The organism is Caldovatus sediminis (assembly GCF_014644455.1).
GTDB lineage: Bacteria > Pseudomonadota > Alphaproteobacteria > Acetobacterales > Acetobacteraceae > Caldovatus > Caldovatus sediminis.
This window is the reverse complement of sequence record NZ_BMKS01000018.1, coordinates 58,771-79,652: the sequence shown is the minus strand read 5'-3', so window position 1 is coordinate 79,652 and position 20,882 is coordinate 58,771. Positions and strand designations below refer to the sequence as shown.

Genomic DNA, 20,882 nt, shown 5'->3' with positions numbered 1-20,882 from the left:
GGACCGCGCCCGCCGACACCATCCTTGCCAAGCACCAGCGCGGGAAACGTCTGCTGGAATCGCTCCACTAGGCCGGCGGGAGGCCGGGCACCGCGACGCGCTTCATCGCCTCCGCCGCCGCCAGGTAGAGCACGACCAGCGCGGCGATCGCGCCGAGCACCGCGCCGGGCAGGGGCGCGAAGCCGAGCGCCTGCGCCGGCGGGCCGAGGGCGAGGAACAGTGCCACCGCCAGGGCGCCGAGCGAGGTCGCGGCCAGCACCGGATGCGGCGGCCGGGCGCGCCAGACCGGCCCACCGCTGCGGATCAGGAAGATCACCAGGATCTGCGTCGCCATGGACTCGACAAACCAGGCGGCGCGGAACTCCCCCGGCGAGGCGCCGAACCCCCACAGCAGCACGGCGAAGGTCGCGAGGTCGAACACGGAGGAGAGCGGGCCCATCACCAGGGTGAAGCGCAGCACGGCGTGCATGTCCCAGGCATGCGGCGCGGCGAGGTCCTCGCGCTCCACCGCATCGAACGGGATGCCGATCTCCGAGATGTCGTAGAGCAGGTTGTTGAGCAGGATCTGCGCCGGCGTCAGCGGCAGGAAGGGGATGGCGAGCGAGGCCGCCGCCATCGAGAGCATGTTGCCGAAATTCGAGGAGGTGCCCATGCGCACGTACTTCATCACGTTCGCATGGGTGCGCCGGCCCTCCTCCACCCCGTCGGCCAGCACGCCGAGGTCGGGCGCGAGCAGGATCAGGTCGGCGGCGCCGCGCGCCACGTCGGTGGCGCCCTCGACCGAGATGCCGGCGTCCGCGGCGCCGATCGCCGGCGCGTCGTTGATGCCGTCGCCGATGTAGCCGACGGTGTGGCCGCGCGCCTTGAGCGCCAGGATCACGCGCCGCTTCTGGTCCGGCGAGACGCGCGCGAACAGGTCGCACGCCTCGGCGCGCGCGGCGAGCGCCCGGGCGTCGAGGCGCGCGATCTCCTCGCCGGTCATCAGGCCGCGCGCCGGGAGGCCGAGGCTCTCCACGAGGTGCCGCACGACGGGGGCGGCGTCGCCGGAGACGATCTTCACCCGCACGCCCGCCGCGGCGAGGCGCGCGACGGCGCCCGCGGCGGAGGGCTTCGGCGGGTCGAGGAAGGCGCAGAAGCCGGCGAGGACCAGGTCGCGCTCGTTCTCCGGTCCGAAGTCGGCGGCGATCTCGGCCTCCGCCGGCTCGCGCCAGGCGATGCCGAGCAGGCGCAGCCCCTCCGCGCCGCGCGCCTCGGCGCGGGCGAGCAGGGCGGCGCGCGTCGCCTCGTCCAGCGGCCGGGGCGCGCCGCCGGCCGGGCTCTCCACCGCGGTGCAGGCGGCGAGCACCGTCTCCGGCGCGCCCTTCACCACCAGCAGGCGGGGGCGGCCCGCATGCGCGGCGAGGACGGAGGAGCGCCGCCGCTCGGCGCCGAACGGGGCCTCGGCCAGCAGCGTCCAGCCCGCGGTCGCCTCCGGCGGCGCGGCGGCGAGGATCGCCGCGTCGAGCGGCGTGCGGATGCCGCCCGCGAGCCCCGCGTTCAGCGCGGCGAGCGAGAGCACCCGCGGCGAAGGGCTGGCGCCGTCCGGCCCGGTGCAGTCGCGGAGCACGATGCGGGCCTCGGTCAGCGTGCCGGTCTTGTCGGTGCATAGCACGTCCATCGCGCCGAGGTCGTGGATCGCCGCGAGCCGCTTCACCACCACCCGGCGCGCCGCCATGCGCAGCGCGCCGCGCGAGAGCGTGACGGTGGCGACCATCGGCAGCAGCTCGGGCGTCAGCCCGACCGCGAGCGCGACCGCGAACAGGAAGCTCTCCAGCGCCGGGCGATCGAAGGCGAGGTGGGCGAGCAGCACGAACAGCACGAGGAAGATCGTCAGCCGCAGGAGCAGCAGGCCGAGCGCGCGCAGCCCCCGCTCGAAGGCGGTCGGCGGGCGGCGGGCGGCGAGCGCGGCGGCGACGTCGCCGAGCCGCGTCGCGCGCCCGGTGGCGACGACCAGCATGGTCGCCGCGCCGGCGACGATCGCGGTGCCGGCGAACAGCGCGTCATAGGCGTCGGCGGGGCCGGCGGCGCCGGACGGCCCGGGGCGCTTGGGCACGGGATAGGGCTCGCCGGTGAGCAGCGCCTCGTCGGCCTGGGCGCCGCGGCTCTCCAGCACGATGCCGTCGGCCGGGACCAGGCTGCCGGCGGCGAGCTCGACGACGTCCCCGGGGACGATCTCCTCGACCGGGAGGGCGATCGGCTGGCCGTCGCGCCGCACCGTGGCGCGCACCGCGACGCTCTCCCGCAGCGCCGCGGCGGCGGCCTCGGCGCGGTGCTCCTGCGCCACGTCGAGCGCGACGGAGACGGCAACGACGGCGGCGATGATGGCGAAGCCGGGCCAGTCGCCGGTCAGGCCGGAGAGGGCGGCAGCGACCAGCAGGATCGCGACGAGCGGCTCGGCAAGTCGGCGCAGGACCCTGGCGGCCAGGTGGCGCCGCTGGCTCTCGGCCACCGCGTTGCGGCCGTGCCGGGCGAGGCGCCGCGCCGCCTCCTCGGCGCCCAGTCCGGCGGGGGAGGTGGCGAGGCGGGCGAACAGATCCCGGGGCGGCAGGCTCCAGAACCGCTCCGGCGGCGTGGGCCCTGAGGCCGAGCCGGACCCCGCGGGCGCGCCCATGGCGGGGGTCAGCGCGGCATTCCCCGCCCGACCCGCTCGCGGGGGACAGTGATCGGGCGGCCGGAGGGACGGGCGGCGGGCGCCGGCCCGGGCGAGGACGCCGGGCCCGTCCTCGCGGCGCGGGCAGCCGCGGCGGCGGGCATCGAAGCGACGAGGGGCGTCCGCATGGCGGCCAGGCGCTCCGCTGGGTCGGTCGCATGATCGCGCCGCGCCGGCGGGCCGCGCAACAGCCGCGCAACCGCGGCGAAACGGGATGGCCGGCGGCGAAAACCGCCGTCGCCTCCGCGAAGCGGTCGGAAATCGCGGCGACACGGGCGTCGGGCAGGGTCGGCGCAGGAGGACACCATGGCCAAGACGATCCTGCGCATCGCCTGCTTCGTGACCCGGGACGCCGAGTGGAAGAACGTGGTCGGGCATTACGGCCGCCGGGCCAACGAGATGCTCGCGCCCTACGGCATGGAGATCGGCCACCGCTACGGCGGCGGGCCGATCGTGCCGGACACGATCCCCTACAGCGGGGACCGCTTCTGCAAGGCCGGCGATCCTGGCAGCATGCGCCAGAAGTGCCACGAGCTCTGGCCGAACGGGAAGGGCCTGCCGGTCATCGTCTGCAACTTCCCCCCGGGCGACGGCACCAACGGCGTCACGGTCAAGCCGGAGCACGAGGACGCAGCGGCGTGAAGTGGCTGCCCTACGTGCTGATCAACGCGCGCAACTTCGTCGTCTCGGGCTCGGCGCTGCTGCACGGGATGATCCACACGGCCGGGCTCGACGACGCGCGCCACGACGGCGATCCGGCCAGCGTGTTCCACGCGCACGGGAACTCGGCGGCGGTGAAGACGCTGAGCCGCAAGCACGCCGACCGGCTGCGGCCGGCGTATCACGCGGAGCGGGGCTGATGCCCGCCGGCGCCGGATGTCGCGATGCCTCATGTCGCGATGCCTCTGCGGCCCCGGGCGCGGCGCTGGTCAGGGCCGGCAGCGACGTCCAGGGCCGGCACGAGGCCCGCGCGCGGCATTCCCCCGTGGATGGGCGCGGCCCGCGGTCAGGCCCGCATGCCGGGCGGCGGGTCGCAGGGGGTGGTGCCCATCGGCCCGGGGATCGAGAGCTCGAGGATCTCCACGTCGTCGGAGGTGGCGATCTCGTTGTGCTTCATCCCGCCGGGAATGAGGATGGCGTCGCCCGGCTCGAAGCGGTCGCGGGTGCCGTCCTCGAACTCGAGCTCGACCCAGCCTTTCAGCACGTAGACGAACTGCGCCTCGCACTGGTGCGTGTGCCAGCCGGTCGGCTCGGTCATGCCGGAGATCGCCTCCATCACCTGGGCGCGCATCCGCCCGCCGGTGGCGTCGGAGACGCCGAGGTCGCGGTAGCGGAAGAACTTCCGGCGCCCGGGCACCAGCGGCGCGGTCGCCTTCTTCGCGATGCTGAGCCTGATGTCCGGGCGCCGCGCGCCGGGCGTGGAACCGTCCATGGACCCCTCCCGCAGGGCTTTCCGTGCCCTTGCGGGCGCAAGCCTATACCCGGCCGTCGCCGCCCGCCAATCGCCATTCGGCGACGGGGCCGTCCGTGTCCCGGCGCCGGGGCCCGGCGGGCCGGGCGCCGGGCCTCAGCGCTGCAGCGCCTGGACCAGTTCCTGCGTCACCTTCTTGGCGTCGCCGAACAGCATCATGGTGTTCGGGCGGTAGAACAGCTCGTTGTCCACGCCGGCGTAGCCGCTCGCCATGCTGCGCTTGACGAAGAACACCGTCTTCGCCTTCTCGACGTCGAGGATCGGCATGCCGTAGATCGGGCTCGAGGGATCGGTCTTGGCGGCGGGGTTGGTGACGTCGTTGGCGCCGATCACGTAGGCGACGTCGGCCTCGGCGAATTCGGGGTTGATCTCCTCGAGCTCGAACACCTCGTCGTAGGGAACGTTGGCCTCGGCGAGCAGGACGTTCATGTGGCCCGGCATGCGGCCGGCGACGGGGTGGATCGCGTACTTCACCTCGACCCCCTCCTTCTTGAGGAGGTCGGCCATCTCGCGCACCACCTGCTGGGCCTGCGCGACCGCCATGCCGTAGCCGGGGACGATGATGACCTTGGACGCGTTCTTCATGATGAAGGCAGCGTCCTCCGGACTGCCGACCTTGACCGCGCCGCGGTCGGCGCCGCCCGCGGCCGGGGCGCCGCCCTCGGTGCCGAAGCCGCCGAGCAGGACGTTGATGATCGAGCGGTTCATCCCCTTGCACATGATGTAGGAGAGGATGGCGCCCGAGGCGCCGACCAGCGCGCCGGTGATGATCAGCAGCAGGTTGCCGACGGTGAAGCCGATGCCCGCCGCCGCCCAGCCGGAGTAGCTGTTCAGCATCGAGACGATGACCGGCATGTCCGCCCCGCCGATCGGGATGATCAGCAGGAAGCCGAGGGCGAAGGCGAGGATCGCGATCAGCCAGAACAGCACCTCGCTGCCGCCGGAGACGAAGGCGGCGATCAGCACGACCAGCAGGACGCCGAGGCCGAGGTTGAGCCAGTGCTGGTTCGGGAAGAGGATCGGCGCGCCCGACATCCGCCCGTCCAGCTTGAGGAAGGCGATCACCGAGCCCGAGAAGGTGATGGCGCCGATGGCGAGGCCGAGCGACATCTCGACCAGCGAGGTGGTCTTGATGTGGCCGCGCGTGCCGATGCCGAAGCTCTCCGGCGCGTAGAGGGCGGCGGCGGCGACGAACACCGCGGCCATGCCGACCAGGGAGTGGAACGCGGCGACAAGCTGCGGCAGGGCCGTCATCTGGATGCGCGTCGCGATGTAGGCGCCGACCGCGCCGCCGATGGCGAGGGCGAGCAGGATCAGCGCGATACCGCCGCCCGCCATGCCCGGCCGGAACAGCGTCGCGACGATCGCGATCGCCATGCCGACCATGCCGTAGACGTTGCCCTGGCGGCTGGTCTCCGGATGGGAGAGGCCACGGAGCGCGAGGATGAACAGGACCGAGGCGACGAGGTAGGCCAGGGTGGAGACGGTGACGCTCATCGTCCTGGCCTCAGCCCTTCCGCTTGAACATGGCGAGCATGCGCCGCGTGACGATGAACCCGCCGAAGATGTTCACGGAGGCGAGGAGCGCGGCGAGGAAGCCGAACACCACCGCGACCCAGCTCGCGCCCAGGCCGGTGGCGAGGATGGCGCCGACGACGATCACCGAGGAGATCGCGTTGGTCACCGACATCAGCGGCGAGTGCAGCGCCGGGGTGACGTTCCACACCACGTAGTAGCCGACGAAGCAGGCGAGCAGGAAGATCGTCAGCAGGTAGAGGAAGGGCTCGACCGCCGCGGCGGCGGGGGCGGCCGTGGCGGCCGCGGCCTCCGCGGCGCGGCGCGCCTGCTCGGCGAGCTCGAGCGCGCGCTGGGCGGTCGCGGCCGCCTGGTTGGCAAGCTCGGTCGGGTTCATTCGGCTGGGTCCCCCCTCACGCCGCCTTGGCCGGCGCGAACTGCGGATGCACCACCTGGCCGCCGCGCGCGAGCAGCACGCCGCGGACGATCTCGTCGTCCTCCGGGAGCCTGGGCGCCTTCGCCTCCTTGTCCCAGAAGGTGGCGAGGAAGGTGAGGAGGTTGCGGGCGTAGAGGGCGGAGGCGGCCGCCGGGATGCGCCCGGGCCAGTTGGTGTAGCCGAGGATCTTCACGCCGTTGTCGGTGACGACCATCTCGCCCGGCCTCGTCAGCGCGACGTTGCCGCCGGCGTCCGCGGCGATGTCCACGATCACGCTGCCCGGCCTCATCGCGGCGACCATCTCGGCGGAGACGAGCTTCGGCGCCGTCCGGCCCTGCACCAGGGCGGTGGTGATCACGATGTCCTGCTTGGCGATGTGGCCGGCGACGACCTCGGCCTGCTTGCGCAGGAACTCGGCGCTCATCGGCCGGGCGTAGCCGCCGGCGGTCTGGGCGGCGCGGCTCTCCTCGTCCTCGTGGCCGACGAAGGCGGCGCCGAGGGACTTGATCTCCTCCTTCGCCGCCGGGCGGACGTCGGTGGCGGTGACGCGCCCGCCGAGCCGGCGCGCCGTGGCGATCGCCTGCAGGCCGGCGACCCCCGCGCCCATGACGAAGACGTTGGCGGCGGGGATGGTCCCCGCCGCCGTCATCAGCATCGGGAAGGCCTTGTCGTAGGCCGCCGCCGCCTCGACCACGGCGCGGTAGCCGGCGAGGTTGGCCTGCGAGGAGAGCACGTCCATGGACTGGGCGCGGGTGATGCGCGGCAGCAGCTCCATCGCCGCGGCGTCCACGCCGCGCTCGGCGTAGGCGCGGGCGGCGGCCTCGTCGGCGCCGAGGATGCCGATCAGGAGCGCGCCGCGCGGGATCAGCGCGAGCTCGTCCGGCCCGCCCTCGCCCGCGGCGAGCGGAGCGCGGACCTTGAGCACGATGCCGGCGCCGGCGAGCGCCGCCGCGGCGTCGGGCGCAATCTCGGCGCCGGCCTCGCGATAGGCGGCGTCGGGGATGCCGGAGGCGAGGCCCGCCCCGGTCTCGACCGCGACCGCGCCGAGGCCGAGGCCGAGCAGCTTCTTCACCGTCTCCGGCGTGGCGGCCACGCGCGTCTCCGCGGCGCGGCGCTCCTTGAGGACTGCCAGTCGCATGCGCGTCCATCCCTGAACCGAGCGCAACTAGCGCGAGGGGGGTGCGGGTGGCAAGGCGCGGCGGGCCGCGCCCCGGCGCGGAACGGGCGCGCGCCGGTCAGGCCGTGGCGAAGCGCACGACCTCCCCCTGGCGCGACTCGCCCGCCAGGCAGAGCGCGGCGAGGGCGGGCGCGACCTCGGCCGGCCGCGGCAGGGTCGAGGGGTCCTCGCCGGGGAAGGCCTGGGCGCGCAGCCGCGTCGCCACCGGGCCGGGGTCGAACAGGTTCACGCGCAGCGGGGTCTTCGCGACCTCCTGCGCCCAGGTCAGGACGAGGTGCTCGGCGCCGGCCTTCGTCGCGCCGTAGAGGCCCCAGTAGGCCCGCGGCGCGCGCACGCGGCCGGTGGTGACGAACACGGCGCGGCCGGCGTCGGAGGCGCGGAGCGGCGGGTCGCAGGTGCGGATCAGGCGCCAGGCGGCGCTCATGTTGACGGCGACGGTCTCGGCCCAGTCGCGCGGCTCGATGTGCGCGACGGGCGTCAGCTTGTTCAGCACCGCCGCGGCGTGGACGAGGATGTCGAGCCGGCCGAAGCGCGCGACGACGCTCGGGCCGATGGCGTCGATCTTCTCCGCCTCCCGCGCGAGGTCGAGCGGCAGCAGCGTCGCCGGCCCCCCGCCGGCGGCCTGGATGGCGTCGTCGGTCTCCTCGAGGCCGCCCTGGGTGCGGGCGAGGAGGACGCATCGGGCGCCGAGGCGGGCGAGCTCCACCGCGGCCGCGGCGCCGATGCCGCGGCTCGCGCCGGTGACGAGGGCGACCCGGCCCTCGAGGGGGCGCGCGCCGCTCACTGCGTCGCGTGCAGCAGCGAGAGCTGGCGCTCGCTGTTGTCCTGCTGGTCGGTGAGGGGGATCGGGTAGTCGCCGGTGAAGCAGGCGTCGCAGAAGGCGGGCCGCGCCGGGTCGCGCCCCGGCCTGCCGAGCGCGCGGTAGAGCCCGTCGTGCGAGATGAAGGCGAGGCTGTCCACGCCGATGATGCGCGCCATCTCCTCGACGTCGTGCGTGGCGGCGAGCAGCTTGGACCGCTCCGGCGTGTCTATGCCGTAGAAGCAGGAATGGGTGGTCGGCGGGGAGGAGATGCGCATGTGCACCTCGGTCGCGCCGGCCTGGCGCACCATCTCGACGATCTTCTTCGAGGTGGTGCCGCGCACGATCGAATCGTCCACCAGGACCACCCGCCTGCCCGCGAGCACCGCGCGGTTCGCGCTGTGCTTGAGCTTGACGCCGAGGTGGCGGATCTGGTCGGTGGGCTCGATGAAGGTGCGGCCGACGTAGTGGTTGCGGATGATGCCGAGCTCGTAGGGCAGGCCCGCCTCCTGCGCGTAGCCCATCGCCGCCGGGACGCCCGAGTCGGGGACGGGCACCACCACGTCGGCCGGGACGCCGCTCTCGCGCGCGAGCTCGGCGCCGATGCGCTTGCGGGTCTCGTAGACCGGCGTGCCCTCGACGACGGAGTCGGGGCGGGCGAAGTAGATGTACTCGAAGATGCAGAACCGGCCGGGGCTGCGGCCGAAGGGCTTGATCGAGCGCACGCCCGCGTCGTCCACGACGACGATCTCGCCGGGCTCGACGTCGCGCACGAACCCGGCGCCGACGATGTCGAGGGCGCAGGTCTCGCTCGCCAGCACCCAGCCGCTGCCGGCGGCCTGGGCCTCGCCCTCCCTGGCCGGCAGGCGCCCGAGCACGAGCGGCCGCACGCCGAGCGGGTCGCGCGCGCCGATCAGCGCGTGGTTGTGCAGCGCGACGAGCGAGTAGGCGCCCTGCACCTGCTTCAGCGCGTCGATCAGCCGGTCCACGACGGTCGAGTAGAGGCTGATGGCGATGAGGTGGATGAACACCTCCGAGTCGGTGGTGCTCTGGAACAGGCAGCCGCGCCGGACCAGCATGCGCTTGAGGCCGTGCGCGTTGGTGAGGTTGCCGTTGTGCGCGACGGCGAGGCCGCCGAACTCGAAATCGGCATAGAGCGGCTGGACGTTGCGCAGCGCCGTCTCACCCGTCGTCGCGTAGCGGTTGTGGCCGACGGCGGCGCGGCCGGGCAGGCCCGCCATCACCTTGGGGTCGCTGAAATTGTCGCCGACCAGGCCGAGGCCCTTGTGGGCGTGGAAGCGGGCGTTGCGCACCTCCTGCCCGCCGCCCTCGAGGCTGACGATGCCGGTCGCCTCCTGCCCGCGGTGCTGCAGCGCGTGCAGGCCGAGCGCGGTCAGCGCCGCGGCGTCGGCGGCGTCCCAGACGCCGAAGACGCCGCACTCCTCGTGCGGCTTGTCGTCGTCCGTTGGCGGCAGGGGGCGGCAGCGGGTCGTCATGCGCGGAGGGATCCTCACGTCCGGTCGCGCGCCGGCGGGCGCAACAGGTCGTCCAGGCCGGGGACCGGGCGCTCGGGCGGCCCCTCGATCCCCGGCCGGATCTCCGGCGGAAGCTGCGCGACCAGCCATCGCGCCCCGTCGGACACCAGGGGCAGGGCGCGGGCCTCCCGCACGTCCGCCGGCCAGCGGTCCATGGGGAAGAAGCGCTCGGCCAGGATATAGGCGAGCACCACCACGAACGCACCCCGCGCAAGGCCGAATACCAGCCCCAACGCACGGTCAACCCCGCCGAGGGCGGAGCGTTCCACGCGCGCGGCGATCCAGGCGACGACGACCTTGAGCACCAGCAGGACGACGAGGAAGACGCCGCCGGCGGCGACCGCGTTGGCGAGCCAGTCGGGCTCGACGTGCTCGCCGACCCAGGGGCGGACCTCGGGCCAGGCGAGGAAGGCGGCGACGGCGGCGGCGACCCAGGCGCCGATGCCGAGCACCTCCCGCACCAGGCCGCGGAAGAAGGCGAGGATCGCCGAGACGGCGAGGATCGCCAGGACTACGCCGTCCACCCAGTTCATCGCGCAGGCGGTATAGCGGGGCGCAGGGGCGGCGTCACCAGCCGCTCGCGGCGCGTGGCGCCGCGGCGGCGCGATTGTGACGCGCGGGCCGAGGCTCGGCGCGCCCGCGCCGGCCGCCGGCTCCGGCGCCTGGCCGCTCAGCTCCGCAGCAGGCCGGCGCGACGCGCCGCCTCGCGCGTCCATTCCGTCTCGCGGCGCAGGATCGCGGCGAAGCCGGCGGGGCTTGCCTCCTCCTCGCTCGCCACCTGGCTGCCGGTCTCCTCCAGCCGGCGCCGCACCTCCGGATGGGCTACGGCGGCCTTCAGCGCATCGTGGAGCGCGGCCATCGCCTCCTGCGGGACGCCGGCCGGGGCGACGACGCCGACGAAGGAGGCGGCGCGGAAGCCGGGGACGCCGGACTCCTCCACGGTCGGCAGCTCCGGCGCGACGGAGAGCCGGCCGCCGGAGGTGAGGGCGAGGATCCGCACCGCGCCGTCGCGGTGCAGCGGCAGGACGGTGGCGACCTCGACGAAGGCGCCGGCGACGGTGCCGGCGACGAGGTCGGGCGTCAGCGCGCCGCCGCTCTGGTAGGGGGCGTGGGTGATGTCCGCGCCGGTCGCGGCGTTGAACATCTCGAGCGTCAGGTGCCCGGTGCTGGCGACGCCGGGGGAGCCGAAGACGACCCGGCCCGGATTGGCCCTGGCGTGGGCGACGAGCCCGGCGACGTCGCGCGCCGGCTGGTCGCGATGCAAAACGAGGGCGAGCGGCGTACGCACGATCAGCCCGAGCGGGGCGAAGTCGCGCAGCGGGTCGTAGCCGAGGTCGGCGCGGGTGATGGGGTTGATCGCCATCGGGCCGTTCGAGCCGATCATCAGCGTCAGCCCGTCCGGGCGCGCGCGCGCGACGGCCGCCGCGGCGACGCTGCCGGCGGCGCCGGCGCGGTTCTCGACCACCACGGGCTGGCCGAGCCGCTCGCCCATGTGCGGGCCGATGACGCGGGCAACGAGGTCGGTGTTGCCGCCCGGCGCGAAGGGGACGATCAGCCGCACCGGCCGGTCGGGCCGCCAGGCGGAGGCGCGCGCGGGGGCGGCGAGGGCGGCGGGCGCGGCCGCGAGGGCCTTCAGGGTGGCGCGGCGCGTCGTGGGCATGGGCATCTCCTTCGCGGCTGTGTCGCGGCGATGCGCGGGGTGGGCCGGCCGCCGCTTGTGGCGGGGCCGTGGCGGCGGATCAAGCCCGGGCGGGGGCCGCCGCGTCGCGCTCGCGCGCGCTGCGCCGCCGCTGCGCGGCGGCGGCGAAGGGGGCGACGAGGTCGGCGATGTGGCCGATCTCGATCAGGCGGAGCGCGTCCGGCGCCGCCGGCGGCATCCGGCCGCCGCGCGCGAGCCGGCGCGGCAGGGTGGCGGCGGAGAAGCCGAGCTTCTGCGCCTCGCGCAGCCGCGCCTCGGCCTGCGCGACCTGGCGGACCTCGCCGGACAGGCCGACCTCGCCGAAATAGACCATGCCGGGATCGGTCGGGCGGTCGGTGGCGGCGGAGACGAGCGCGGCGGCCACCGCGAGGTCGGCCGCCGGCTCGGCGATGCGCAGGCCGCCGGCGATGTTGAGGTAGACGTCGTTCTGGCTGAGCGAGAGGCCGCAGCGCGCCTCCAGCACCGCGAGCAGCATCGCGAGGCGGCCGGAATCCCAGCCGACGACGGAGCGGCGCGGCGCGCCGCCGGCGGAGGGGGAGAGCAGCGCCTGGACCTCGACGAGCACGGGGCGCGTGCCCTCGAGGCCGGCGAAGACGGCGCTGCCCGAGACGTTGCCGCGGCGCTCGGCGAGGAAGAGGGCGGAGGGGTTGGGGACCTCGACCAGGCCGCGCTCGGTCATCTCGAAGACGCCGATCTCGTCGGTGGCGCCGAAGCGGTTCTTCACCGCGCGCAGGATGCGGAACTGGTGGCCGCGGTCGCCTTCGAAGTAAAGCGTGGCGTCCACCATGTGCTCGAGCACGCGCGGGCCGGCCAGCGTGCCCTCCTTGGTGACGTGGCCGACCAGGACCAGGGCGAAGCCGCGCGCCTTGGCGAGGCGGATCAGCTCCGCGGCGCAGGCGCGCACCTGGGAGACGGTGCCGGGGGCGGAATCGAGGCTGTCGAGCCAGACCGTCTGGATCGAGTCCATGACGACGAGGGCGGCGTCGCGCTCCTGGTCGAGGCTCGCGGCGATGTCGCGCAGCGCGGTGGCGCAGGCGAGGCCGAGCAGGCTGTCGGCGAGGCCGAGGCGGAGCGCGCGCAGCCGCACCTGCTCCACCGCCTCCTCGCCGGAGACGTAGAGGGCGCGCCGGCCGGCGGCGACGCGCGCGGCGGCCTGGAGGAGGATGGTGGACTTGCCGATGCCCGGATCGCCGCCGACGAGGACGACGGAGCCGGGCACGAAGCCGCCGCCGAGGACGCGGTCGAGCTCGGCGAGGCCGGTGGCGATGCGGGCGGGCGGGGCGGAGCGGCCCTTGAGGCCGACGAATTCGAGGCGCCGGCCGGCGCCGGCCCTCGCCGCGGGGCCGGCGGGGGGGCGCGATTCCGGCGCCTCCTCCGCCAGGGTGTTCCACTCGCCGCAGGCGTCGCAGCGGCCCTGCCACCTGGGGTGGGGGGCGCCGCAGGCCTGGCAGACGAAGCGGGTGCGGTCCTTGGCCATCAGCCGACTCGGCGAGAACGAAACGCGGACATCGGCCGGTGTAGCCCGGTGCCGGGCGCGCCGGAAGGGGCGGGCGGGGCCGCGGCGCGCGGCGGGCCGCTCAGGCGCCGGCCTCGATGGCGCGCCACTCCGCGCTGCCGTGGAACGCGATCAGCGCGGCGATGCGGTCGAGCAGGTGCGGGTGGGTGGCGAGCGCGGCCGACAGCCGCGCCAGGCGGTCGCGCCGGAGGCGCCCGTGCTGTGCGAGCAGCGCCTCCAGGTCCACCTGGCCGGCGAGCTGCGGACCGACCGCGAGCTTCAGCATCGTCCCCACCGCGGCGCGGATGTCGCGGCAGGCGACGAGGCCGGCGCGGTCGGCGGTAAACTCGGCGCGACGCTGCCAGCGCAGCAGCAGCAGGTGGGCGAGGACCTGCACGGCGGCGAAGGGGCCGGTCCGCATGCTCGGCAGGCCGCGGAGCAGCAGCAGCCTGGCGTGGCCGCACTTCAGGTGGCCGAACTCGTGGCCGAGCACGAACAGCGCCTCACGGTCGTCGAGCGCCTCGAGCAGGCCGGTGTGGAGCACGACCGTGCCGCGCGGGCCAAGGCCGAGGGCGAAGGCGTTCATCGCCGGGCTCTGGGTGACGAACACCTCCGGCGGCCGCATGTCGAGCCGCAGCGCGGCGGCCATGGCGAGCGCGCCGTAGCGGGAGAACTGGGTCCCGCCGACGCGCACCCCGGCGCCGAGGAGCCGCTTCTGCTGCACCATCACCATGAGGGCCGAGACCGCCACGCCGACCAGCCCCACCACCAGCGCCTGCGGCAGGGCGAGGACCGGGAGGAGGAGCAGGAGCGGCAGCCACAGCGCGAGCAGCTCGCCCGGCGCCCGCAGCCGCGCCGCGGTGATCGGCGCGCGCGTGCGGCGGCCGGCTGGCGCGGCGACGGTGGCGGTGCGGCCGGACATGGCGGGGGCCGGCGGCCGGTCAGGCCGCCTGCTGCAAGGTGGGCGCGATGTCCTGCAGCGTCACGCGGCGCATGTCGCGGGGGTACCGCCTGTCCTCGAAGGGGCGCGCGCGGTGCATGGTGCAGCGGTTGTCCCACATGACGAGGTCGTGCTGCCGCCAGTGGTGGCGGTAGACGAACTCGCGCCGGGTCGCGTGCTCCATCAGGTCGCGGATCAGCGCCATCGCCTCCGGCACCGGCCAGCCGTGGATGCGGCCGATGTGCGAGGAGAGGTAGAGCGAGAGGCGGCCCGAGCCCGGATGGCGGCGCACCAGGCGCTGCGGCACGGGCGCGAATTTCTGCCGCTCCTCCTCGGTGAATTCGGTGAAGCCGAGCTGTCCGCGCGAGAACAGCAGCGAGTGGTCGCAGACCAGGTCCCTGACCTTGGCCTTCGTCTTCTCCGGCAGCGCGTCCCAGGCGGCGCGCATGTCGGCGAACTCGGTCTCGCCGCCCTCGGGCGGGACGACGCGGCCGTGCAGCAGGGAGTAGAGTGCGGGTGTCGCCTTGAAGCTGGAATCGCTGTGCCAGAGGCGGTTGCCGAGGCTGAACATGCGCCGCCGGTCGTCCGCGGCGAGGATGTTGCCCTCCTCGTCGAGGTTGGAGATGTCGTTCATCTCCTGGTGCTTGAGGCGGTGCTTGTGGGCGTCCACGGTGGCGCGCGTCGGCTCGAGCGGGCCGAGGGCGCGGCCGAAGGCCATCTGCTGGTCGTCGTCGATGTCCTGGCCGCGGAAGACGAGGACCGCGTAGCGGTCCATGCCGCGGTGGATCTCCTGCGCCAGCTCGGGCGTGACGGGCTCGCGCAGGTCGATGCCGGAGACCTCGGCGACGAAGAGGGGATGGAGCGGGGTGAAGGTCAGGGCCATCGGCGGACGTCCTCGCGGAAGCCCTCGGCGGTCGCCGGGCGGACGGATGCCGGCGTTGGCCGGGGCGATCCCGGGGAGCCTGCGCCGGGCGGCGCGGGCGGGTCAAGCGGCGGCGGGGGCGACCGGCGCGGGTCCTACCGCCTGAGCTCCATCTGGATCGGCCCCTCGCGCTCGCCCCGCGCGAACTGGTCCACGATCGGGTTGCCGGTCTGGCCGAGGCTCGCCGCCGGGCCGGTCCAGACGATGCGGCCCCTGTGGATCATCGCCGCGTCGTCGCCGATGCGCCGGGCGCTCGCCATGTCATGGGTGATGCTGACCGCGGTGGCGCCGAGGCGGCGCACCACGTCCACGATCAGCCCGTCTATCACCGCGCCCATGATCGGGTCGAGGCCGGTGGTCGGCTCGTCGAAGAAGATGATGTCGGGCTGGGCGGCGATGGCGCGGGCGAGCGCGACGCGCTTCTGCATCCCGCCCGACAGCTCCGCCGGATAGAGGTCGCCGACCGAGGGGGCGAGGCCGACCTGGGCCAGGATCTCGGCCGCCTTGTCGCGGGCGGCGCGGCGGTCGATCCGCCCCTGGGCGAGCAGCTTGAAGCAGACGTTCTCCCAGACCGGGAGCGAGTCGAACAGGGCGCCGTTCTGGAACAGCATGCCGATGCGGTCGTTCACCGCCTCGCGCTCGCGCCGCGACATCGCCAGCACGTTGCGCCCGTCGATCTCGATCACGCCCTCGTCCGGCTCGATCAGGCCGATGACGCACTTCAGCATGACCGACTTGCCGGAGCCGGAGCCGCCGAGGATCACCATCGAGCGCCGCGCGCGCACGTCGAGGTCGATGCCGTCGAGCACGACCTTGCCGTTGAACGCCTTGCGCAGGCCGCGCAGGCGGATCTTGGGGGTCGCGGCGCCGCCGTCGTCCCTCATCGCGCGAAGAGCAGGTCGGTCAGCACGTAGTCGAGCGCGAGGATCAGGATCGAGCTCGACACCACGGCGGAGGTGGTGGCGCCGCCCACGCCCTGCGCGCCGCCCCGGCTCGTGTAGCCGAACCAGCAGCCCATCAGCGTGAGGATGAAGCCGAACACGGCGGCCTTCACCAGGCCGTGGATCACGTCGCCGGCCTGGAGGAAGTCGAAGGTGGAGCGCAGGTAGGTGGCGGAGGTGAAGTCGAGCCGGAGGGTGCCGATCAGCCAGCCCCCCATCACGCCCAGGATGTCCGCCACGATCACCAGCAGCGGCAGGGCGATGGTGCCGGCGAGCAGCCGCGGCGTGACGAGGTACTTCATCGGGTTGGTGGAGAGCGTCACCAGCGCGTCAATCTGGTCGGTGACGCGCATGGTGCCGATCTCGGCCGCGAAGGCCGCGCCGATGCGTCCGGAGACCATCAGCCCGGCGAGCACCGGGCCGAGCTCGCGCGTGATGGAGAGGACGACGACGTTGGCCACCGCGCCCTCGGCGTTGAAGCGGGCGAAGCCGGTGTAGGACTGCAGCGCGAGGACCATGCCGGTGAACAGCGCGGTGAGCGCGACGACCGGCAGGCTGAAATAGGCGATCTCGAGCAGGGCGCGGGCGAACAGGCGGCCGTAGAAGGGCGGGCGGACGAGGTGGGAGAGCGCCTCCAGCGCGAACAGCGCCACCGCCCCGGCCATCCGGCAGACCCGGAGGCCGGCGCGGCCGATCGCGGCCACCGCGTCGAGGAGGAGGTCCAAGGCGCTCAGCCGTTCCGGTGGACCCGCCGGTAGCGCGGGCCGAGCGAGGTCAGGATCTCGTAGCCGATCGTGCCGGCGCGCGCGGCGAGGTCGTCCGGAGTGGTCCCGGGCGCGTCGCCGATCAGCGCGATGCGGTCGCCGGCGCGGATCTCCGGCAGGTCGGTGACGTCGAAGGTGGTCAGGTCCATGGACACCCGGCCCAGCAGCGGCACCGGCCGCCCCGCGAAGGACCCGACGACGCCGCGGTTGGAGAGCGACCTCAGATAGCCGTCGGCGTAGCCCGCCGCAACCGTGGCGACCCGCATCGGCCGCTCCGCCCGCGCCGAGGCGCCGTAGCCGATGGTGGCGCCGGCGGGAATCTCGCGGACCTGGAGGACCGGGGCCTCGAGGCGGACGACCTGGCGCATCGGGTTCGGCCGGCCCGGGGTGGGGTTGATGCCGTAGAGCGCGCAGCCGGGGCGCGCGAGGTCGGAGGCGAATCCGGCGCCGAGGAAGAGGCCGGAGGAATTGGGCAGGCTGCGCGGGAGGCCGGGCGGCAGGCGGGCGCAGGCGGCGGCGAAGCGCTCGGCCTGCAGGCGGTTGAGGGGGTGCTCCGGCTCGTCGGCGCAGGCGAGGTGGGACATGACGCAGCGCAGCGCGAGGCCGGCGAGCCGGGCGTGGTCGGCGGCCAGCGCGTCGAGCTCGCGGGCGTCGAGGCCGAGCCGGGCCATGCCGGTGTCGAGGTGGAGGATGGCGGGGACCGGCGCGCCGCGGCGGCGGGCGTGCGCGGCGTGGGATTCGATGTCGCCGAGGGTGTTGAGGACCGGCAGCAGGGCGGCGCGGTCGGCCTCGGCGCAGGGGGGGAAGCCGTTGAGGACGGCGATGGCGGGGCCGGGGCCGAGGGCCTCGCGCAGCGCCAGGCCCTCGGCGAGGTGGGCGACGAAGAAGGTGTCGCAGCCGGCCTCGCGCAGCGCGCGGGCGACCGGGGCGGCGCCGAGGCCGTAGGCGTCGGCCTTCACCACGGCGGCGACGGCGCCGGCGGGATGGCGCGCGCGCAGGGCGCGCCAGTTGGCGACGACGGCGGCGAGGTCGATGGTCAGGACGGCCTGGGTGGCCTCGGCTCCGGGGGTCTCCATCGTGGCCCGTTCCTGCCCCGCGGGCGGGCGGGAAGGCAAGCGGGCGGGCGGCGGCGGGCCGTCGTCGGGCGTGGCCGGGGGGCGCCGGACGATCCTCAGTCCCCGTAGCCGTCGCTGCCGTGGCGCGTGTCGAGGTCGCCGAAGCGGGTGAATTCGGCCTCGAAGAACAGCTTCACCGTGCCCGTGGGGCCGTGGCGCTGCTTGGCGATGATCAGCTCGGCCTTGTTGTGGGCCTGCTCCATGTCGCGCTGCCACTTCTCGACCGCCTCGGCGAACTTGTCGGGGTTGTCGAAGGCGAGCTCCTTCGGGGCGCGCTGCGCCAGGTAGTACTCGTCGCGGTAGACGAACATCACCACGTCCGCGTCCTGCTCGATCGAGCCGGATTCGCGCAGGTCGGCGAGCTGCGGCCGCTTGTCCTCGCGGCTCTCCACGGCGCGGGAGAGCTGCGAGAGGGCGAGGACCGGCACCGACAGCTCCTTGGCGATCGCCTTCAGGCCCTGGGTGATCTGGCTGATCTCCTGCACCCGGTTCTCCGGCCGCTGCCCCGGCGCGGGGCGCATGAGCTGGAGGTAGTCCACGATCACCAGGTCGAGGCCCTTGGTGCGCTTGAGGCGCCGGCAGCGCGTGCGCAGGGCCGAGATGGTGATCGCCGGCGTGTCGTCGATCCAGATCGGCAGGGCGGCGAGCTCGCGGCTGACCTCGACGAAGCGGTCGAAGTCGCGCTGGCCGATCTCGCCGCGCCGGATGCGGTCGCCGGAGATGCGCGATTCCTCGGCGAGCAGGCGCGTCGCGAGCTGGTCGGCGCTCATCTCGAGCGAGAAGATGGCGACGCCGCCGCGCGGGACGGCGTTCGGGTCGGCCTCCTGCGCCGCGCGCAGGATGGCGCGCGCGGCGCCGAAGCCGATCTTGGTGGCGAGCGCCGTCTTGCCCATGCCCGGGCGGCCGGCGAGGATGATGAGGTCGGAGGGGTGCAGCCCGCCGAGCTTGGCGTCGAGGTCGCGCAGGCCGGTGGCGAGGCCGGAGACGCCGCCGGGCGAGGAGAAGGCCCTGGCCGCGTGCTCGACGGCGACGGTCAGCGCGCGCTCGAAGGCGACGAAGCCGCCCTCGGTCGTGCCGTCCTTGGCCAGCTCGAACAGCGCCTGCTCGGCGGCCTCGAGCTGCATCGCGGCGTCGAGCTCGGGCTCGGCGCCGAAGGCGCGGTTGACGATGACCTCGCCGAGGTCGATGAGCTGGCGGCGCAGATAGGCGTCGAAGATGACGCGGCCGTACTCGCCGGCGTTGATGATGCCGACCATGGCGGAGAGGAGCTGCGCCAGGTAGGCGGGGCCGCCCACCTCGTCGAGCAGGCCGGAATGCTCGAACTCCGCGCGCAGGGTGACGACGTCGGCGAGCTGGCCGGCCTCGATGCGGCGCTGGATCGCCTGGTAGATGCGGCCGTGGACGGGGTCGGCGAAGTGCTCGGGGGCGAGGAACTCCGAGACGCGCTCATAGGCCTTGTTGTTGGCGAGCAGCGCGCCGAGCAGCGCCTGTTCCGCCGCGAGGTTCGACGGCGGCAGGCGCTGCGAGAGGCCGAGCAGCCCGCCGGCGCCACCCCCCCCGGCGGGACTCGGCGGATCGATCGTGTTCATGGTGCGACGCTAGCGCGCGGGACGGCCCCCGGCTTTCCTGTGGACAGGCTGCGATATGTGGATAACGGGGATGGTGTGGAGAGGGCGCCACGCTGTGGCGCCCGCGCCTCACGCCCGCGCGACCCGCTGCGCCGGGTCGGACGGCGACGGCGCCGCCGCGGCGGAGGGCGCCACGGCGGCTCCGGCGGCGGCGCGGCGCTCCGCCTCGAACATGTAGTCGCGCGTCAGCGGCAGGGCGTCGAGGCGGCGCGCGAGCTGGAGCTGCCAGTTCATGTGCCCGCCGATGCGGAAGGCGAGCTCGGAGCCCGCCAGGTAGAACTCGAACATGCGGCAGAAGCGCTCGTCGTAGAGGCTGGCGATGGCGTCGCGGTTGGCGGCGAAGCGCCGGCGCCAGTGCGCCAGGGTCTGGGCGTAGTGCAGGCGCAGGATCTCGATGTCGGTCGCCCACAGCCCGGCCTTCTCGACCGCGGGCAGCACCTCGGAGAGGGCCGGGGAGTAGCCGCCGGGGAAGATGTACTTGGCGAGCCAGGGGTTGGTGCTGCCCGGCCCGTCGGAGCGGCCGATGGCGTGGATCAGCGCCACGCCGTCCTCGCGCAGGGAGTCGCGCACCACGCGGAAGAAGGTCCGGTAGTGGTCGATGCCGACGTGCTCGAACATGCCGACCGAGACGATGCGGTCCACCGGGCGGTTCCAGGCGCGGTAGTCCATCAGCTCGAAGCGCACGCGGTCGGCGAGGCCGGCCTCCGCGGCGCGGGCGCGCGAGACCTCGAGCTGCTCGGTCGAGAGGGTGATGCCGGTGACGCGCGCGCCCCAGTCGCGCGCCAGGGTGAGGGCGAGGCCGCCCCAGCCGGAGCCGATGTCGAGCACCTCGAGGTCGGGGCGGTCGAGCTTCAGCTTGGCGGCGATGTGGCGCTTCTTGAGCGCCTGCGCCTCCTCGAGCGTCTCCTGGCCGGTCGGGAAGTAGGCGCAGGAGTACTGCCGGTCGCGGTCGAGGAAGAGCGCGTAGAGCCGGCCGTTGAGGTCGTAGTGGTGGGCGGCGTTGCGGCGCGCGCGCGGCGCCGGGTTGAGCTGGTCGAGGCGCCGCCGCGCGAGGCGCCACATCTGCATCAGCCCCTCGCCCGGATGGCTGCCGCGCGACTCGTTGACGTTGAGGCAGACCAGCTCCAGCAGGTCGTAGATCGAGCCGTCGAGGGGGACGAGATCGCCGTCCATGTAGGCCTCGCCGAAGGCGAGGGCGGGATTGAAGATGAGGCGCCGCACCGCGCGGTGCGTGCGGATCTCCATCCCTGCGGCGGGGCCGGGCCGCTCGCCCCGGTAGCGGCGCAGCGTGCCGTCCGGGAAGCGGACGACGAGCGTGCCCTGGCGGACCAGACGTTTGAGGATGGCGTGCAGCAGCATGATCCGTCTCTCCAGGGCAGGATGTTGGGAGGCGGCGCGCGTGTCGTCCAGCGGGGCGAGGGGGCGGTGGGGAAGGCGCGCGGCTGCGGCGATCAAAGGCGCGTGCGGAGCGGGCGGATCGCGGGACGCGCCGCGTTCGCGCGGCCGGCTGCATTCGTCTGATTGCATGCCGCAATGCGGCGCGGGGGCCGGCGCGGCGGGCACGCTCTCGACGCCGTGCCAGCCAAAGTGGCCAGGGGCGCCGGGCCGGCTTCGTCCGCTCCCGCGTTCCGCGGTGCGGCGGAGCCCGGCGCGCCGTCGCGGGCGGGCGGCGTCGGCGCCCGCGCGACAGACCGCGGCGCCGCCATGCCGGCGGCGCCGGAGGCCGCAAGGGGAGGTGACCGGCCCGGCCGGCGCC

General features: G+C 74.5%; 19 protein-coding genes. 2 read left to right on the top strand and 17 right to left on the bottom strand.

The features are described 5' to 3' along the window. Window positions 1–67 precede the first annotated feature (67 nt). A complete protein-coding gene (mgtA, locus tag IEX99_RS19920; protein ID WP_188903566.1) occupies window positions 68–2,650 on the bottom strand; it encodes a magnesium-translocating P-type ATPase in 2,583 nt (860 codons plus the stop codon). 345 nt (window positions 2,651–2,995) lie between these two features. Between mgtA and IEX99_RS19915 the strand changes: the two genes are divergently transcribed. Continuing rightward, a complete protein-coding gene (locus tag IEX99_RS19915) occupies window positions 2,996–3,331 on the top strand; it encodes a hypothetical protein (RefSeq protein ID WP_188903564.1) in 336 nt (111 codons plus the stop codon). Then, the gene (locus IEX99_RS19910; RefSeq protein ID WP_188903562.1) at window positions 3,328–3,549 is read left to right on the top strand and encodes a hypothetical protein; all 222 of its coding nucleotides are present in this window, start codon (window positions 3,328–3,330) and stop codon (window positions 3,547–3,549) included. The genes IEX99_RS19915 and IEX99_RS19910 overlap by 4 nt, the downstream gene beginning before the upstream one ends. A 146-nt stretch (window positions 3,550–3,695) precedes the next feature. Here the strand turns inward: IEX99_RS19910 and IEX99_RS19905 are convergent, their stop codons facing one another. The 16 genes from IEX99_RS19905 to IEX99_RS19830 all read right to left on the bottom strand — a co-directional run bounded on the left by IEX99_RS19905 (window position 3,696) and on the right by IEX99_RS19830 (window position 20,485). After that, window positions 3,696–4,121, bottom strand: a complete 426-nt coding sequence (locus IEX99_RS19905; RefSeq protein ID WP_188903560.1) for a cupin domain-containing protein — start codon at window positions 4,119–4,121, stop codon at window positions 3,696–3,698. Between the two features lie 135 nt (window positions 4,122–4,256). Further along, window positions 4,257–5,657 carry an NAD(P)(+) transhydrogenase (Re/Si-specific) subunit beta gene (locus IEX99_RS19900; RefSeq protein WP_188903558.1) on the bottom strand — a complete coding sequence of 467 codons (1,401 nt, stop codon included), beginning with the start codon at window positions 5,655–5,657 and terminating at the stop codon, window positions 4,257–4,259. Window positions 5,658–5,667: 10 nt separating this feature from the next. Continuing rightward, entirely contained in the window at window positions 5,668–6,072 is a 405-nt protein-coding gene (locus IEX99_RS19895) for a proton-translocating transhydrogenase family protein (protein ID WP_188903555.1), read from the bottom strand. Window positions 6,073–6,088: 16 nt separating this feature from the next. Beyond that, window positions 6,089–7,249: a Re/Si-specific NAD(P)(+) transhydrogenase subunit alpha gene (locus IEX99_RS19890; protein WP_188903553.1), complete on the bottom strand. Its 1,161-nt coding sequence runs from the start codon at window positions 7,247–7,249 to the stop codon at window positions 6,089–6,091. A gap of 97 nt (window positions 7,250–7,346) precedes the next feature. Further along, on the bottom strand, window positions 7,347–8,072 hold the full coding sequence (locus IEX99_RS19885; protein ID WP_188903551.1) for an SDR family NAD(P)-dependent oxidoreductase: 726 nt from the start codon (window positions 8,070–8,072) through the stop codon (window positions 7,347–7,349). After that, window positions 8,069–9,583, bottom strand: a complete 1,515-nt coding sequence (purF, locus tag IEX99_RS19880) for an amidophosphoribosyltransferase (RefSeq protein ID WP_188903549.1) — start codon at window positions 9,581–9,583, stop codon at window positions 8,069–8,071. The genes IEX99_RS19885 and purF overlap by 4 nt, the downstream gene beginning before the upstream one ends. A gap of 14 nt (window positions 9,584–9,597) precedes the next feature. Further along, the gene (locus tag IEX99_RS19875) at window positions 9,598–10,155 is read right to left on the bottom strand and encodes a CvpA family protein (protein ID WP_188903547.1); all 558 of its coding nucleotides are present in this window, start codon (window positions 10,153–10,155) and stop codon (window positions 9,598–9,600) included. A 137-nt stretch (window positions 10,156–10,292) separates the two neighbouring features. Continuing rightward, window positions 10,293–11,282, bottom strand: a complete 990-nt coding sequence (locus tag IEX99_RS19870; protein ID WP_188903545.1) for a Bug family tripartite tricarboxylate transporter substrate binding protein — start codon at window positions 11,280–11,282, stop codon at window positions 10,293–10,295. Window positions 11,283–11,361: 79 nt separating this feature from the next. Beyond that, the gene (radA, locus tag IEX99_RS19865; RefSeq protein ID WP_188903543.1) at window positions 11,362–12,798 is read right to left on the bottom strand and encodes a DNA repair protein RadA; all 1,437 of its coding nucleotides are present in this window, start codon (window positions 12,796–12,798) and stop codon (window positions 11,362–11,364) included. Window positions 12,799–12,898: 100 nt separating this feature from the next. Then, window positions 12,899–13,738 (bottom strand): M48 family metallopeptidase, encoded by an 840-nt coding sequence (locus IEX99_RS19860; RefSeq protein ID WP_188903541.1) that lies wholly within the window; start codon window positions 13,736–13,738, stop codon window positions 12,899–12,901. Window positions 13,739–13,757: 19 nt separating this feature from the next. Next, window positions 13,758–14,639 carry a TauD/TfdA dioxygenase family protein gene (locus IEX99_RS19855; protein WP_188903539.1) on the bottom strand — a complete coding sequence of 294 codons (882 nt, stop codon included), beginning with the start codon at window positions 14,637–14,639 and terminating at the stop codon, window positions 13,758–13,760. A gap of 134 nt (window positions 14,640–14,773) precedes the next feature. Next, on the bottom strand, window positions 14,774–15,562 hold the full coding sequence (locus IEX99_RS19850; RefSeq protein ID WP_188903537.1) for an ABC transporter ATP-binding protein: 789 nt from the start codon (window positions 15,560–15,562) through the stop codon (window positions 14,774–14,776). Next, a complete protein-coding gene (locus IEX99_RS19845) occupies window positions 15,559–16,344 on the bottom strand; it encodes an MlaE family ABC transporter permease (RefSeq protein WP_188903535.1) in 786 nt (261 codons plus the stop codon). The genes IEX99_RS19850 and IEX99_RS19845 overlap by 4 nt, the downstream gene beginning before the upstream one ends. 5 nt (window positions 16,345–16,349) lie before the next feature. Beyond that, window positions 16,350–17,459, bottom strand: coding sequence for an alanine racemase (alr, locus tag IEX99_RS19840; RefSeq protein WP_188903533.1), 1,110 nt, complete (start codon window positions 17,457–17,459; stop codon window positions 16,350–16,352). Between the two features lie 95 nt (window positions 17,460–17,554). Then, window positions 17,555–19,087 (bottom strand): replicative DNA helicase, encoded by a 1,533-nt coding sequence (locus IEX99_RS19835; protein WP_188903531.1) that lies wholly within the window; start codon window positions 19,085–19,087, stop codon window positions 17,555–17,557. 108 nt (window positions 19,088–19,195) lie between these two features. Then, a complete protein-coding gene (locus IEX99_RS19830; RefSeq protein WP_188903529.1) occupies window positions 19,196–20,485 on the bottom strand; it encodes an SAM-dependent methyltransferase in 1,290 nt (429 codons plus the stop codon). Between the last annotated feature and the right edge of the window lie 397 nt (window positions 20,486–20,882).